Genomic DNA, 15,217 nt, shown 5'->3' with positions numbered 1-15,217 from the left:
AATAGCATGACATGAACGGCTCCTCGCAGCCGGGTATTCCATAGGATGAAGTGAAGGATGCAAAACCGGTTAATGGTGCATAGTTATAATAATATGACCATGATCATGGAGAAGAGATATACTGATACACCAGTAATCTCAACACCAGGTGGCGCATCGGATACTTGATCTGGAGGAATGCCCTGGATGCGGGGAGCTTATCTTAATGAAAAGAGGAATTGCACATGATCGATCCAAACGTGAAGCATGACCTGCGTGAAATAGGCAAGAAACTAACAAACCTTAGGGGGTCTCTTTGACTTAGATCTGAAGCAAGAGATGATCGGAAACTTCGAAGTGAAGATGTCTGCCCCGGATTTCTGGGACGACAGTGACAAGGCACAATCCGTAATCGCTGAGCTAAACGCGGTGAAAGGGTCTGTGGATCAATACACCAAACTTCAACAGGATTATGATGATGCAGTGATGATGATAGAGCTGGCGGACGAAGAAGGTGACGAAGACCTCGCAGTCGAGATTGGTAACAGTATTACAGCGATCGTGAACAAGGTTGCAGAGTTCGAACTTCAACTGCTCCTGAATCAGCCGTACGACAAGATGAATGCGATTCTGGAGCTTCACCCGGGTGCGGGTGGCACTGAGTCCCAAGACTGGGGACAGATGCTTCTCCGGATGTATACACGTTGGTCCGAAAAGCGTGGATTCAAGGTTGAGGTACTGGATTATCTGCCAGGTGATGAGGCTGGGATCAAGAGTGTTACGTTGTCGATCAAAGGACATAACGCTTATGGGTATCTGAAAGCCGAGAAGGGTGTACACCGATTGGTGCGGATCTCTCCTTTTGACTCATCGGGCCGTAGACATACGTCCTTCGTATCCTGTGATGTGGTACCGGAGATTGATGATACGATTGAATTGGACATCCGCACAGAGGATCTCAAGATCGATACGTATCGGGCAAGTGGCGCGGGTGGACAGCATATCAATACCACCGACTCTGCCGTGCGGATTACTCACCTTCCGTCAGGTGTGGTTGTAACGTGTCAGAATGAGCGTTCACAGATCAAGAACCGTGAGCGTGCGATGACGATGCTCCGTTCGAAATTGTATGAGCGTAAAATTGAAGAGCAAAAACAACAGCTGGATGAAATCCGAGGAGATCAATCGGATATTTCATGGGGTAGCCAGATTCGCTCCTATGTGTTCCATCCCTATAGTATGGTAAAGGATCACCGTACAAGTGTAGAGACTGGAAACACAGGAGCAGTAATGGACGGCGACCTCGATGCATTCATCGATGGTTATTTGCGCAGCCAGATTAAAGTGGAAACCGACTAATATAAGTTCCTGTATGGACCCATACGTGTAGGCGTATGCTGGTGTGTACAGGAGCTTTTTTTGAGTTTACAGACAAAAGGAGAGCAAGATGACATGCAACAACGATCACAACTTCACAATAACCGCAAAAAGAGGATAACTAGCCTTATTCCACTCAATGGCCCATGGAGGAACGTAGTGGATACGGTATCCATCATTGTAGGTTCGTTTTTAATCGCAGTGGCCTTTAATTTATTTTTATTACCGAATCAGATCGCTTCGGGTGGGGTGTCCGGGTTATCCATCCTGGGCAAAGAGTGGCTCAATCTGGAGCCGGCATACACCCAATGGGCGATTAACATTCCACTTCTGATCGCGGGTTTCCTGCTCATTGGGAAGCAGTACGGTGTTCGTTCAGTACTGGGAAGTATTGTCCTGCCACTGTTAGTCTATCTTACGAAAGATTGGGCGATTCCAACAACGAATCCGTTACTTGGTTCACTATATGGGGGAATTGGAGTCGGTCTTGGGATCGGAATTGTATATCGAGGTAGAGGATCAACAGGTGGCATGAGCATTCTTGCCAGAATCGTGCAGAAATACAGTGGACTTAGTTACTCTCTCTGCGTTGTGATTATGGATGCCACTGTTATTATTATGGCTGCTTTTGTATTATCGTTGGAACAGTCTCTCTATGCGCTGATTGGGTTGTATGTTACCGGTAAAGTGATCGATGCCGTTGAGATGGGGCTAGGCTTTTCCAAGGTGGCTTATATTATCTCCAACCAGACGGAAGCGATTAGCAAAGTGATTCTGGATGACTTGGATCGCGGATTGACGAAACTGGAAGCCAAAGGCGGTTACACCGACGATCAACGAACAGTACTGATGGTAGTGGTTGGGCAAAATGAGGTTCCTAGACTCAAAGCGTTAATCCGGTCTGTGGACCCGGGAGCTTTTGTCATTATCAGTAACGCGCACGAAGTGCTCGGCGAAGGCTTTAAGCGGGGAGAACATGTGTGACAACGTAAGAAAATAGCGAGTGAGCCGTGTAGGCTCATAAGTTTGGAAGTTCAAGACAAGTAAAAAAACAGGCACATCCTCTCCGAAATGACGGGAGAGGATGTGCCTGTTTTTTTTACTATTACAGAATCGGAGACAGCAGACGGGAAATCGCTTCTTTGAAGCGGATGATCAGACTGCGTTTCTTGTATTCCTCAAGCGTCATCTCCCGCGATACATGCAGGTCGTGCTCAAAGGTATGTACAAGTGCTGTCGCAATCGTCTCATCGTACATAAAAGCATTAACCTCAAAGTTCAACCGGAAACTGCGGTAGTCAATATTGGCAGTTCCCACGGATGCAACCAAGCTGTCAATGATAAGCGTTTTGGCATGAATGAAACCATTGTCGTATATAAATACTTTTGCGCCAACCTTTAACAACTCACCAATATAAGATAGCGTAGCCCAATATACGAAAGCGTGGTCGGGTTTATTTGGAATCATGATCCGAACATCAATGCCGGACAGACACGCGAGACGAATAGCTTCGAATACACTGGCATCCGGGATAAAATAAGGCGTTTGAATCAGAATCGAGTGTTTGGCCCCGTTAATCATCTTAAGATAACTGTTCTTGATATGCTCGATCTCTGCATCCGGTCCACTGGAGACAATCTGCATGGCAATCTTTCCTGTGCCCTCGATATGAGGGAAATGCGCGGGAACATAAGGTGTGTCGTGTTGCTTGGACGCTTCATTCCAATCCAGGAGAAAACGGGTCTGCAGCGCATGAACGGCGTTCCCTTGAATACGCAGATGTGTGTCACGCCAGTAACCGAATTTCGAGTTCAAGCCGAGATACTCATCTCCAACATTAAACCCGCCCGTGTATCCAAGGTTACCATCGATAATGACAATCTTCCGGTGGTTCCGGTAGTTCATACGCAAGTTGATCAGACTGAATTTGGATGGGAAAAAGACTTCAACCAAACCGCCTGCTTCGCGTAATTCTTTGAAAAAGCGTTTCGATACCCGCCGTGATCCTAGCGCGTCATACAGTAATCGGACTTTGATGCCTTCCCGCGCTTTGCGGATAAGTGCATCCCGGATTCTTTTGCCCAGACGATCGCCTCTATAAATGTAGTATTGTACGTGCACGTGATCCTGAGCCGCTTCGATGTCGTCCAAGAGCCGCTGGAATTTGTCCGTTCCGTCTGTAATAATCTCGACCGCATTATCCTCGGTTAACAGAGCGCCGTTCTGCTTCAGATTCATATAGATCATATCCTGACTGCTCTCGGTGGCCTGGTTGCGGAAAGGCGTACGGTTATCTTGCAACTGCGCAAGCTGGTTCTCGATACGTTCCTCAAGCCCGAGTTTCTTGCGTTCTTTCCACTGGAAAAGCCGATATCGGGTCAGATTCTGACCGGTTAATAGATAAAGTACAAACCCAAACACCGGAATAAAGTTCAAGACGAGCAGCCAAGCCCAGGAAGCGCTAGCATCCTTCCGTTCGAAGAAAACGACTGCTGCGGCAAAAATAATATTCAGGCCCAGGAGTACAATAAGTAAAATGGATTCGATATGCACTATAGTCCCCCACGTCTCATAATGACCATCATGAATCTATTCATATGTCCTTGATTAGCAGGTTAGTTATGAATGAGACCCTGATTGTAATGTTTCCTACTAATACGTATTTTAACAGATGTATACCTATTCGTCCCGGATGTTAGAAAGATATGTCGGAATGGATGGAAATCCATGTGAAATTGATGATAGAGTGTTGTATTTATATAACCAGAGTCGTATAATAATACACAAATATGCATATAAGCGACGGAATTGCTGTGTTCGGACCTTATTAAGGGATGGCATAGCACAAGTAGCGCATACATCGAGATTGGGGGAGCGAGAGTGAATAACAAATTAAAAGTGGCAATCGTCGGTTCCACCGGCTACGGCGGGGTGGAGCTGATTCGTTTTTTCCAGAACCATCCGCTGGTTGAAATCACATCGGTGATCTCATCATCGAGCAGTGGTGAGTCCATCGCAGATGGGTTTCCGCATTTGACGGACGTGATTTGCAGGCCACTCGACGGCGTCGATTCGGCTGAAATTGCGAGTCGTGCGGATCTGGTATTCACAGCGACCCCGTCTGGCGTAAGTGCAAAGCTCGTACCAAGCCTGCTGGCAGCAGGGCTTAAGGTCATTGATCTGTCTGGTGATTTCAGACTGAAAGATGGGGCAGTGTACGAAGAGTGGTATAAACATCCGGCACCCCCAGCGGATTTGCTGGAACAGGCGGTATATGGCATGGCTGAGGTGTATGGCGAAGAGGTGAAGGGACAGAATTTTATATCCAACCCGGGCTGTTATCCAACGGCTACACTTCTCGGACTGATTCCTGCAGTAGAGGCAGGCTGGATTGATCCTTCTACCATCATTATTGATGCCAAATCAGGTGTGTCCGGAGCGGGACGCGGAACAAGTCTGACGAACCATTATGCAGAGATGAATGAGAATTTCAAAGCCTATAAACTGAACAAACACCAACATATTCCCGAGATCGAACAAGTGCTTGGCAATATAACGGGAACGCCTGTAACGGTTACCTTTACAACACATCTGGTGCCAATGACACGTGGAATCATGAGCACGATGTATGCAAGTCTCGTTGGGGAACACAGTGACCGCGAGATCGTGGATTTGTACCGCAAATATTATGAAAATAAACCTTTCGTACGTGTACGTGAACCAGGCATCTGGCCTTCGACCAAGGAAGTGTACGGATCGAACTATTGTGATATCGGATTTGCGGTGGATCCTCGCACAGGACGATTAACGATTATTTCGGTCATTGACAACCTGGTGAAGGGTGCTTCCGGGCAAGCGATTCAAAATATGAACCTGATGATGGGATGGGAGGAGAACCTCGGGCTGAACATGACACCGGTATATCCATAAGGAATGGAATTCATGAGGGTACTGGAACATTCGATGTAAAAGTGCATTCTCGGAGTCACTTAGGGAGATCGGACCAGGTTAAGCAGGCGATCATCAGCATATAGCTGAACGCATACGGGGGATATGATATGGGAACGAATGTGGAGCAACAGACTTTTACCGTGGTTGAGAATGGAACAATTATAACTCCTGCGGGATTCACTACGGGTGGACTTCACTGCGGGTTGAAAAAAACATCACGCAATGACATTGGAGCGATCCGCTGTGATGTACCAGCTACAGCTGCAGCTGTGTATACAACGAACGTGTTTCAGGCGGCGCCACTCAAAGTAACGCGCGAAAGCTTGAGCAATGGACGCCTTCAGGCTGTTATCGTTAATAGCGGCAATGCCAATGCATGTACAGGGCAACAAGGTGAAGAAGATGCTTATGCAATGCGTTCGGCCGCTGCGCGTGAGTTGGGTGTGGCAGAAGAGGACGTTGCTGTGGCTTCTACGGGTGTCATTGGGGAATTGCTCAAAATGGATGCTGTGCATTCAGGCATCAAGGCGCTTCCGGAGCAACTGGGCAAGGAGTCGAATGAAGCGGAGCAATTTTCACAAGCGATTCTGACAACGGATTTGGTGAAAAAGGAAGCCTGCGTCTCCGTTATGGTTAACGGCAAGACGGTTACGATTGCGGGTGCCGCCAAAGGCTCGGGTATGATTCATCCGAATATGGCGACAATGCTCGCTTTCATGACCTCTGACGCGGTCATTGGTGCAGAAGCGTTGCAGCGCCTGCTGCGCCAGGCAACGAATCATACATTCAACATGATTACCGTCGATGGGGATACGAGTACGAACGACATGTTGGTAGCCATGTCCAGTGGATATGCAGGCAATGAAGAGCTGACGGTGGATCACCCGGATTGGGACGCATTTGCAGCTGGATTCACCTATGTATGCCAAGTGCTGGCCAAAGCCATTGCTCGCGATGGCGAAGGAGCAACCAAACTGGTTGAGGTAGAAGTTACCGGTGCGGTAAGTGATGAGTCCGCACAAGCGATTGCCAAAACCGTCATCGGGTCCAGCTTGGTGAAATCCGCCATGTTCGGCGCGGACGCCAACTGGGGACGGATTATTGCAGCCGTAGGGCGTGCAGGACAGCCGGTGAACCCGGATACGGTGGATATCCGTTTGGGAGAGATCTCGGTACTCGCGCAGTCCCGTCCAGTCGTATTCGACGAAGAAGAAGCACTGGCCTATTTGCAGACTGATACAGTTCGCATTGTGGTGGATCTGCACCACGGCGAAGGAACGGCTACAGCCTGGGGCTGTGACCTAACGTATGACTACGTACGAATTAACGCGGCATACCGCACGTAATAGTTTGTATTTAGTTTTAATAATCTAGCAGCTTCATGATTGAAAAGCTGCTTTGCAAAAATATGTATAACATCTATAAGGATTAAACTTTTTGAGTTAGATCCTTAACGGGGATAGTGAAAAAGTCGGAATCGATTCTGAAGAAGCGAAGCGTGCGCCTTTGTCTCCGGGTTTTCCCTTTAAAAAGGGAATCAAAAAAACCTGGAGACAACAGCGATCAAAAGAACGATCCGAATTTGTAACGGCTAGACCCGTCTAACATGGATTTATTAAGTGTTAAGCCTTTTAGAATATTTGAACGAAAGGAGTTGCTCTCTTGAATTCAACATTGCCAAATGATAGTACCGCAACGGAAGCGGGCACTGAGAAGCAGATGTTTGTCATGAAATGTGGAGGCAGTACGCTTGCAGCATTGCCAGAATCGTTCTTTGCGGATTTGCGTGATTTGCAGTCTCAAGGTACGCAGCCAGTTATCGTACATGGTGGAGGTCCTGCAATCTCGGATAACCTGGCGAAGCTTGGTATCGAAACCGAATTCGTTAACGGCCTACGCAAGACGACTGAACCTGTGTTGGACGTAGTAGAGATGGTCCTGGCAGGCAGCATCAACAAGCAGATCGTGCGTTTGATTCAACGTGTTGGTGGTCATGCACTAGGCGTATCCGGCGTGGACGGTGGTCTGATTCAGGCGAAGCCCGTATCGAACCACGCAGAGATCGGTTGGGTAGGCGATGTCACTGGTGTGAACGCAGAGATGATCCAAGGCATCGTGAACATGGGGTACATGCCGGTTATTGCACCAGTTGGTGTAGACGCAACTGGACAACGCTATAACATCAACGCAGATACAGCTGCGGGTGCAGTAGCGTCTCATCTCGGAGTCAGACGTATGATTGTTGTGACTGACGTTCCTGGCATCATGAAGAACGTAGGTGGCGAGAAAAAAGTACTGCCATCCGTATCTGTACAAGAGATTGAGGACATGATCCAGACCGGAGAAATCTATGGCGGCATGATTCCTAAAGTGCGTGCAGCAATCGCTTGTATCCATGGTCAAGTACGTGAGGTCGTCATCGTAGACGGCAGCGAACCCCAAATCCTGAGCCGCGTACTTGGCGGAGAAATCATCGGGACAAGAATCATCCGTATGCAATAATTTGCTCTCGATGCGCTAGGGTCTTAATAGCCTTATATTATATATAAAAATATGTGCCCGGCTTTTTTTATAAGAAATCTAATATTACACGATAACGTAGAGTGCAGAATCAATCTGATGAAACAAACAGGCGAGAACGGAGAGGACAGAAATAACCTGAAGAAGCGGAGCGTTCGCCTTTATCACTGGATTTCAACCTTTAAACAATTAATTAAAGAAATCTGGAGATAACAGCGATCAGAAGGTTGTTCTGTCATCGAAGTGGAAGTATGCATACGTTCGAAGATGGTTCTGCAATCGGAGTGTTCTGGTGTAAATAAGGGCTCTTATATGATTGTCAGGGCACCAACAAATAAGGAGTGATATGGTGATGGCAAAAGGCAACGAACAGCCAGGTTCTGGCACAGCGGTAGCGGGCGTAACAGCAACAGGTGCAGCGGTGCAGACGGAAAGCTCGCTTTTCCAAACGTATGCACGTTATCCAATCAGTCTGGTCAAAGGTAAAGGCAGTTGGCTATGGGATGACCAAGGTAATCGCTATCTCGATTTCATGTGCGGACTCGCTGTAACTAGCCTGGGCCATGCACCGGAGAAAGTCGGAGCCAAGCTGAAAGCTCAGATTGATGAGTTGTGGCATGTGTCCAACCTGTTCCAGATTCCGGGTCAGGAAAAGGCAGCAGCATTGCTGACAGCCAATACATGCGCTGACGCGGTGTTCTTCTGTAACAGTGGTGCCGAAGCGAACGAAGCAGCTATCAAAGTTGCACGTCGTTATCACCAGAAGGTGAAAGGCACGGATCGGTATGAAGTAATTACCTTTGCCCAGTCTTTCCATGGACGGACGCTTGCAACACTGACAGCAACTGGACAGGATAAGGTGAAAGAAGGATTTTTGCCATTGCCAGCCGGATTTGTAACTGTACCTTTGCATGATATTCCTGCACTTGAAGCAGCGATCGGACCGAATACAGCAGCTATTATGCTGGAGATGGTTCAGGCCGAGGGTGGTGTATATCCGGTCGAACCGGAATTCGTCAAACATGTACGGAAATTGTGTGACGAGCACGGATTGCTGCTGATTGTCGACGAAGTACAGACTGGAATGGGACGTACAGGCAAACTGTTTGCGCACGAGCACTACGGCATTGAGCCAGATGTGTTCACTGTTGCCAAAGGCATCGGCAGTGGTTTCCCTGTGGGAGCAATGCTGGGTAAAGGTTTCTTGCGGGATGCGTTCACGCCAGGCAGCCATGCGACAACATTTGGTGGAACACCACTTGCTTCATCCGTTGTGATTGCAACAATCGAGACGATGCTGGAAGATCGTTTGCCAGAGCGTGCAGCGGAGATGGGTGAATACCTGATGAACTCCCTGCGGAATCGTTTGGCGGGTAATTCCTTTGTGAAGGAAGTTCGTGGCCTGGGATTGCTGGTCGGCATCGAATGTGCTGAGCCGGTAGGCGATATTGTACTTGCTGGGCAAAAACGCGGTATCTTGTTTGTCTCCGCAGGACCGAATGTGATTCGCTTGCTTCCGAACCTGTACGTGAGCAAAGAAGAGATCGACGAGGCGGTATCCTTGGTAGCCACATTGATCGAAGAGCACGTAGCTGCGAAAGCCTAACATAAAATGAGAACCTTTCTGTCTCGGGGCCATTACCGGCCTCGAAGCAGAATGAGATGATGAATCCCTGTAGCCGCGCGGTGAACTTGCGGAAGATAAACTTGAGAAGCACTAAGACAAGATGAGAATACTGCTCTCTCTTCTGCCCATGCGGGTGCAGGGAACCGGAAATAAGGAGGACGTTATAGATGACAGCACAACAGACGGAAAAGATTCAAAAGATTGATCTGAGAGGCCGGGACTTTATCGAATTCACGGACTACACAGCCGAGGAGATTCGTTATCTGCTTGATCTCGCGATTGAGATTAAAGGCAAGCAAAAAAGCGGTGTGCCCTTTCAACCATTGAAAGGCAAAACGATCGGACTTATTTTTGAAAAATCATCCACACGTACACGTGTATCCTTTGAAGTGGGCATGTTCCAATTGGGTGGACACGCACTTTTCCTGAGCAAAAATGATATCCAGCTGGGTCGCGGGGAAACAACACATGATACTGCCAAAGTATTGTCCCGCTACCTGGACGGCATCATGATCCGTACCTTTGGACACCATAATGTAACTGAACTGGCAGAGCATGCTGATGTTCCAGTCATTAACGGCCTGAGCGATGCGGCGCATCCTTGCCAGGTACTGGCGGACTTCCAAACGGTGCTGGAGCACAAAGGCAAGCTGGCAGGTCTGAAAATGGCCTACATCGGAGATGGCAACAATATGGCGCACTCCCTGATGCTCGGTGCAGCGAAGATGGGTATGCATGTTGCTGTAGCAACGCCAGAAGGCTATGAGCCGGATAGCGCAGTTGTGGAGCAGGCGCGCATCATTGCACAGGAGAGCGGTTCTGAAGTGACTGTAACGTACAGTGCACAAGAAGCAGCGAAAGATGCAGATATCGTGTATACGGATGTATGGGCGAGCATGGGCTTTGAGGAAGAGCAGAAGATTCGTGAGCAGGCATTTGCGGCATATCAAGTGGACGAGGAATTGATGAAAGGCGCGAAGCCGGACTACATGTTCTTGCACTGTTTGCCAGCACACCGCGGCGAAGAAGTGAGTGCTGGTGTAATCGACGGACCGAACTCCCTGATCTTTGATCAGGCGGAGAATCGCTTGCATGCACAGAAAGCATTAATGGCTGCGTTAATGAGCGAATAGATGCTGTTTGCCTTTATGGGTTGATTTTAGGCACAGATTTCGCGATGATAGATAAAAGTTTATAGCAACTGATCTTGGGGAGGACCACCACACATGGCTAAGGAAAAAATTGTACTCGCGTATTCAGGCGGGTTGGACACATCTGTAATTTTGAAATGGTTGAAAGAAACGTATGATGCAGAGATTATCGCATTCACAGCGGATATTGGACAAAAGGATGAATTGGACGGTTTGGAGGAAAAAGCACTGGCAACAGGCGCTTCCAAAGTATACATCGACGATCTGCGCGATGAATTCGCAAAAGATTTCATCTATCCGATGTTCCAGGCGGGTGCCCTCTATGAAGGACAATACCTGCTCGGTACAAGTATCGCTCGCCCACTGATCGCTAAACGCATGGTGGATATCGCTCGTGCAGAAGGCGCTACAGCCATCGCTCACGGCGCTACAGGTAAAGGAAATGACCAAGTTCGCTTTGAATTGAACGCGGCTGCACTGACACCAGACATTAACGTAATTGCACCTTGGCGTCTGGAGGAATTCCGTAACCAATTCCCGGGACGTGCCGAGATGATTGCTTACGCTGAGAAACATGGCATTCCGGTAACCGCATCTGCAGCTAAACCATACTCGACAGACCGTAACCTGCTGCATATCAGCTATGAGAGTGGTGTGCTCGAAGATCCTTGGTTCGATCCAAGTGCGGACGAGAACAAAGACATGTTCCTGCTGAGCAGTGCACCTGAAGATGCACCAGATCAAGCAGAATATGTTGAACTGGAGTTCGAACAAGGCGACTGTGTTGCACTTAACGGTGAGCGCTTGAGCCCGCTGCAAGTGATGGAGCAACTGAACGAGTTGGGTGGCAAACATGGTATCGGCCGTGTAGATATGGTTGAGAACCGTTTTGTTGGTATGAAGAGCCGTGGCGTGTACGAAACACCAGGTGGAACAATCCTGTTCACTGCACATCGCAAAATGGAATCCATCACGATGGACCGTGAAGTGATGAACCTGCGTGATAGCCTGATCACACGTTACAGCACACTGGTATACAACGGATTCTGGTTCGCACCGGAACGTCTGGCGCTGCAAGCGCTGGTGAGCGAAAGTCAGAAGAACGTTACAGGTACGGTTCGTGTGAAACTGTATAAAGGCAACATCATCGGCGCAGGCGTGAAAAGTCCTGTCAGCCTCTACAATCCGGACATCGCAACGATGGAAGCTGATCCAACGCAAGCCTACGATCAAGGCGATGCAACAGGCTTTATCCGCCTGAATGCACTGCGTTTGAAAGTAAACTCTGGCGTGGAGCAAAACAAGAACTAATTTTAACCTGCATCATAGAGCTACACCAATATAAATGATAAGGCAGGCCGTTCTTGCACATCTGGCAGGAGCGGCTTTGTCCATGAGCGAAAGGGGAGTACTCACCGTGAGCAAGCTGTGGGGAGGACGTTTTACGAAACAAACCAATCATTTGGTTGAGGAATATACGGCATCGATCAATTTTGACAAAGCTTTGGCTGAAGAAGACATTCAGGGCAGTCTGGCCCATGTGACGATGCTGGGCAAATGCGGCATTCTTCCGGCTGAAGATGTAGAGACCATCAAAGAAGGTCTGATCACCGTTTTGCACAAAATCCGTGCGGGTGAAGTGGAATTCTCCGTATCGGACGAAGACATCCACATGAATATTGAGAAAAACCTGATCGAGACGATCGGCCCTGTAGGCGGTAAATTACATACAGGCCGTAGCCGGAACGATCAAGTTGCAACGGATATGCACTTGTACCTGCGCGAGCGCGTGGTTGGATTCGTGGGCATGTTGCATTCCTTGCAGGAAGCACTGATCGGACAAGCGAAAGATAACCTCGATACAATTGTACCGGGTTATACGCATCTTCAACGGGCACAGCCAATTCTGTTCGCCCATCACTTGATGGCGTATGTATCCATGTTCCAACGGGATGCGGAGCGTCTAATGGACAGCTATAAACGCATTAACATCTTGCCGCTGGGTGCAGGTGCACTTGCGGGGACAACTTTCCCGATTGATCGTCATTTTGTGGCGGAACAACTGGGCTTCGATGGCTTGTACGAGAACAGTCTGGACGCAGTAAGTGACCGTGACTTCATCGTCGAGTTCCTGGCAGCGGCTTCTCTTATCATGACTCACTTGTCCCGTTTGAGCGAAGAGTTGGTACTGTGGAGCAGCACGGAGTTTGGTTTTGTTGAACTGGATGACGCATTCTGCACAGGCAGCAGCATCATGCCTCAGAAGAAAAATCCGGACGTTCCCGAACTTGTTCGTGGTAAAACAGGACGTGTGTACGGTAACCTGATCGGCTTGCTGACGGTACTGAAATCTCTTCCACTGGCTTATAACAAGGATATGCAGGAAGACAAAGAAGGCATGTTCGACACGGTAGCGACGCTGGAGGGTGCATTGCAACTATTCGCTCCAATGATCGCTACAATGACTGTGAACAAGGATCGGATGCGTCAAGCGGTCAATCAGGATTTCTCCAACGCTACGGATATTGCCGATTTCCTCGTGGGCGAAGGCTTGCCTTTCCGTCAAGCGCATGAAGTAATTGGTAAAACGGTGCTGTACTGCATCCAGAACAGCAAGTATTTACTGGATCTGACGATTGATGAGTTCCGTCAATTCTCACCACTGTTTGATGACCGGATCTATGATGTGCTTCAACCGGAAGCGGTAGTGAACGCTCGTAATGTATACGGCGGAACAGCCTCCGGTCAAGTTGCTGAAGCCATCGGACGCAGTGAGAAGGTACTGGAAATTACTGAGCAATGGATTACAAACCGCGGTTAATACCACTGCTATTATAGGTATCCTTACAGATACGACAGTACAACAAAGAAGCAGGCCAGAGAACTTCGTTCTCAACGCCTGCTTTTTCTGTATTACAGCGATCTAGATACATTCAATTCAACAGCAAGCGGAAGGTTGTTCTGTCATCGGAGTATTATCCGCAGTAGCTCCCAATGCTCCACTAGTCCCGCTTGGGCAAAGGCAACCATCTCAATACATCCTGAATCTTCGCATCCCAATAACCCCAATCATGCCCACCTGGTTCTTCCTCGTATGTCAGTTCGAATTCCGTCTGTTCACAGGCTTGGCGGAAGGTTTGATTATCCTCATACAGGAAATCTTCCGTTCCGCAACATTGGTAGAGCAGAGGCTGCTGGCCATGGCTTTCTTTTAACAAATGAATCAGATCATTCTCAGTGGCAGCCACTTGCGGTCCGAAAATCCGTTGTAACTCAGTCTGTTGCAATGCTGAGGATGCGTTTCTATCCATATGTGCAGACATGTCGAGTGCTCCAGACAAACTGGCAGCTGCAGCATATTGATCTGGTTTACGAAGGGCCAGCTTAAACGCGCCATAGCCACCCATGGATAATCCTGCAACGAAATTGTCCTCCCGTTGATCTGACAGCGGGAAGAAAGAACGAGCAAGTGCGGGCAGTTCTTCACTGATAAAGCTCCAGTAACGTCCGCCTTCTACCATATCTGTATAGAAGCTGCGATGTACCTGTGGCATAACAACAGCGATCCCGAGGTTGGCCACATAACGTTCAATGGAAGTCCGGCGCAGCCAGATGGAATCATCATCAGACAGACCGTGCAACAGGTACAGGGTTGGGTGCAGTCCTTTGCCGGTCACATTCTTCATGCCGATCTGATTGTGGGTTTGTTGCGGTAGAATGACATGCATGCTGGTACTTAATCCAAGCGTATCAGAATAAAAATCACATTTAATTAGTGCCATGAGTATAAGAAACCCCTTTCATAAGTTCGTTAACTACGTGTTCTGACATGAGACGATGGGATGAAGTTCGGATGTCTAGAACTCCAAAGTGTTTATATGTAACAGGTTATACGCATTGCTCTTCCATTGCAATAACAAGATCAGTTTACAACGTAACAATGTTATGTTACACTCGTTTCAATAAAAAGGGGGACCATATATGACGGATGATTTGATCTCCAAGAAAGAATTGTTGGACCTGACAGGAATCTCATACGGCCAGTTATACCGCTGGAAGCGGAAAAATCTCATTCCAGAAGAATGGTTCATTCGGAAGTCTTCCTACACCGGACAAGAGACCTTTTTTCCCAAACAACAGATTTTACTGCGCATTGACAAGATTCTCAATATGAAAGACGGATTATCGCTGGATGAGCTGGCAGACGTGTTCTCACCTACGTTGGGTGAAGTGGAGATGTCTACAGAGCAATTATTAGAGCGAAACATTATTTCGCAAATCTCGCTGGATCTGTTAAAAGAAGCAGGTCGAGAACCACCGCTGTATGCATTGGAGCGGATTATGATGCTCTACGTCCTTGATAAGCTGTTAATGAGCGGAGATATTACTCGGCAAGAGGGTGCTTTGCTGATCGAAGTGATGTCCGAACATTATTACCGTTTTACAGGCAAACCCAGCGAACTCGTGCTTATTCGTAAGATGGGTGTTCCTTCATTCATGCTGGTAACAGCAGGAACGGAGTTTTATTTTGACAATGGTGTGAAGGTAGTTCTTAGGCAGCCCATGGGAACATTTATGGAAGAATTAAAACTCAAATTGGGATAAGGAGAG

12 protein-coding genes are annotated in these 15,217 nt (G+C 48.1%); 10 read left to right on the top strand and 2 right to left on the bottom strand.

Going from position 1 to position 15,217, the window contains the following annotated elements; all coding sequences use genetic code 11:
• Nucleotides 1-224: 224 nt before the first annotated feature.
• A protein-coding gene (gene prfB, locus M1D71_RS26470; RefSeq protein WP_458124291.1) for a peptide chain release factor 2 occupies nt 225-1,338 on the top strand; the annotation gives its coding sequence in 2 pieces (ribosomal slippage) (nt 225-296 and nt 298-1,338; 1,113 coding nt in all).
• 93 nt (nt 1,339-1,431) lie between these two features.
• Nucleotides 1,432-2,340: a YitT family protein gene (locus tag M1D71_RS26465; protein ID WP_145324344.1), complete on the top strand. Its 909-nt coding sequence runs from the start codon at nt 1,432-1,434 to the stop codon at nt 2,338-2,340.
• Nucleotides 2,341-2,461: 121 nt separating this feature from the next.
• Here M1D71_RS26465 and cls read toward each other — a convergent pair whose 3' ends face one another.
• Nucleotides 2,462-3,910, bottom strand: coding sequence for a cardiolipin synthase (gene cls / locus M1D71_RS26460; protein WP_458124290.1), 1,449 nt, complete (start codon nt 3,908-3,910; stop codon nt 2,462-2,464).
• A gap of 327 nt (nt 3,911-4,237) precedes the next feature.
• On the opposite strand from cls, the gene argC reads away from it, so the two are divergent.
• From argC to argH, 7 genes are all read left to right on the top strand, one after another.
• A complete protein-coding gene (gene argC / locus M1D71_RS26455; protein WP_458124289.1) occupies nt 4,238-5,287 on the top strand; it encodes an N-acetyl-gamma-glutamyl-phosphate reductase in 1,050 nt (349 codons plus the stop codon).
• A 128-nt stretch (nt 5,288-5,415) separates the two neighbouring features.
• Nucleotides 5,416-6,654 carry a bifunctional glutamate N-acetyltransferase/amino-acid acetyltransferase ArgJ gene (argJ, locus tag M1D71_RS26450; protein WP_458124288.1) on the top strand — a complete coding sequence of 413 codons (1,239 nt, stop codon included), beginning with the start codon at nt 5,416-5,418 and terminating at the stop codon, nt 6,652-6,654.
• Nucleotides 6,655-7,027: 373 nt separating this feature from the next.
• Nucleotides 7,028-7,810 carry an acetylglutamate kinase gene (gene argB / locus M1D71_RS26445; protein ID WP_458127358.1) on the top strand — a complete coding sequence of 261 codons (783 nt, stop codon included), beginning with the start codon at nt 7,028-7,030 and terminating at the stop codon, nt 7,808-7,810.
• Nucleotides 7,811-8,180: 370 nt separating this feature from the next.
• Entirely contained in the window at nt 8,181-9,434 is a 1,254-nt protein-coding gene (locus tag M1D71_RS26440; protein WP_458124287.1) for an acetylornithine transaminase, read from the top strand.
• Nucleotides 9,435-9,622: 188 nt separating this feature from the next.
• Nucleotides 9,623-10,588, top strand: coding sequence for an ornithine carbamoyltransferase (argF, locus tag M1D71_RS26435; protein WP_047840650.1), 966 nt, complete (start codon nt 9,623-9,625; stop codon nt 10,586-10,588).
• 93 nt (nt 10,589-10,681) lie between these two features.
• Nucleotides 10,682-11,917, top strand: coding sequence for an argininosuccinate synthase (locus tag M1D71_RS26430; protein ID WP_091013058.1), 1,236 nt, complete (start codon nt 10,682-10,684; stop codon nt 11,915-11,917).
• Between the two features lie 106 nt (nt 11,918-12,023).
• A complete protein-coding gene (gene argH / locus M1D71_RS26425; RefSeq protein ID WP_458127357.1) occupies nt 12,024-13,427 on the top strand; it encodes an argininosuccinate lyase in 1,404 nt (467 codons plus the stop codon).
• 181 nt (nt 13,428-13,608) lie between these two features.
• Here argH and M1D71_RS26420 read toward each other — a convergent pair whose 3' ends face one another.
• Nucleotides 13,609-14,388: an alpha/beta hydrolase gene (locus tag M1D71_RS26420; RefSeq protein WP_458124286.1), complete on the bottom strand. Its 780-nt coding sequence runs from the start codon at nt 14,386-14,388 to the stop codon at nt 13,609-13,611.
• 199 nt (nt 14,389-14,587) lie between these two features.
• On the opposite strand from M1D71_RS26420, the gene M1D71_RS26415 reads away from it, so the two are divergent.
• Complete coding sequence (locus M1D71_RS26415) at nt 14,588-15,211, top strand: YhbD family protein (protein WP_458124285.1); 624 nt, start codon at nt 14,588-14,590, stop codon at nt 15,209-15,211.
• Nucleotides 15,212-15,217: the final 6 nt, after the last annotated feature.

The organism is Paenibacillus sp. Z3-2, from assembly GCF_054161325.1.
This window is presented reverse-complemented; position numbering and strand designations above follow the sequence as displayed.

Coding starts and splice junctions, on each gene's coding strand:
- M1D71_RS26440 (WP_458124287.1), top strand. CDS start 8,181: ATGGCAAAAGGCAACGAACAGCCAGGTTCTGGCACAGCGGTAGCGGGC.
- argJ (WP_458124288.1), top strand. CDS start 5,416: ATGGGAACGAATGTGGAGCAACAGACTTTTACCGTGGTTGAGAATGGA.
- argF (WP_047840650.1), top strand. CDS start 9,623: ATGACAGCACAACAGACGGAAAAGATTCAAAAGATTGATCTGAGAGGC.
- M1D71_RS26415 (WP_458124285.1), top strand. CDS start 14,588: ATGACGGATGATTTGATCTCCAAGAAAGAATTGTTGGACCTGACAGGA.
- argB (WP_458127358.1), top strand. CDS start 7,028: ATGTTTGTCATGAAATGTGGAGGCAGTACGCTTGCAGCATTGCCAGAA.
- M1D71_RS26465 (WP_145324344.1), top strand. CDS start 1,432: ATGCAACAACGATCACAACTTCACAATAACCGCAAAAAGAGGATAACT.
- M1D71_RS26430 (WP_091013058.1), top strand. CDS start 10,682: ATGGCTAAGGAAAAAATTGTACTCGCGTATTCAGGCGGGTTGGACACA.
- M1D71_RS26420 (WP_458124286.1), bottom strand. CDS start 14,388: ATGGCACTAATTAAATGTGATTTTTATTCTGATACGCTTGGATTAAGT.